Source organism: Cyanobium sp. NIVA-CYA 375 (assembly GCF_056108345.1).
Genome location: NZ_JBSYHW010000447.1, coordinates 1 through 508, shown reverse-complemented (window position 1 = coordinate 508; position 508 = coordinate 1). Strand labels below are relative to the sequence as shown.

Here is a 508-nt window from a genome sequence, read left to right as displayed (position 1 = left end):
CCATGAACAAGGGGCTGCTGCGCTCTCGCACAGCAGCCCCTCAGGACCGACGGGGAAGCCGGTGCCGCGTCAGCTGCTCTTCAGCGGGCGGCCACGGCGCGCTGCCGCGCCCACGATGGCCAGCCCGCCGGCCAGCATCATGGCCCAGGTGCCGGGCTCGGGGATCGCGCTGATGGAGATGGGCGCGCCGGCCACGCTCTCGTACCAGAGCTCGCCCACGGAGCGCGACGTCAGCGTGGCGCCGACGATCATGGAGCCCCAGCCATAGTGGACCCCGCCCCCTTCGGCCTGGAAGCGGAAGCCGAAGTAGTTGGTGGCGTTCAGCGCCCACTGGCCAGGGCCCGCGCCCACGGTGGCGGCGCCGCTGCCGAAGGTCGACGTGTCACCGATCGTGGTGCCATCGAGCAGGCTCGCCACCTGGCCGGCCGTCTGGATGACGTACACACCGCCGGCCGGCGCCGCCGGGTGGAAGAAGGACAGGCCCGTGGCGCTCCAGGGGTTGATGTCC

At 72.4% G+C, this 508-nt stretch carries 1 protein-coding gene; it reads right to left on the bottom strand.

The window, feature by feature from the left end:
• Positions 1 to 69 precede the first annotated feature (69 nt).
• Positions 70 to 508: PEP-CTERM sorting domain-containing protein (locus AC01FP_RS19045; protein WP_474482547.1), on the bottom strand; the 439-nt coding region annotated here is incomplete at its 5' end.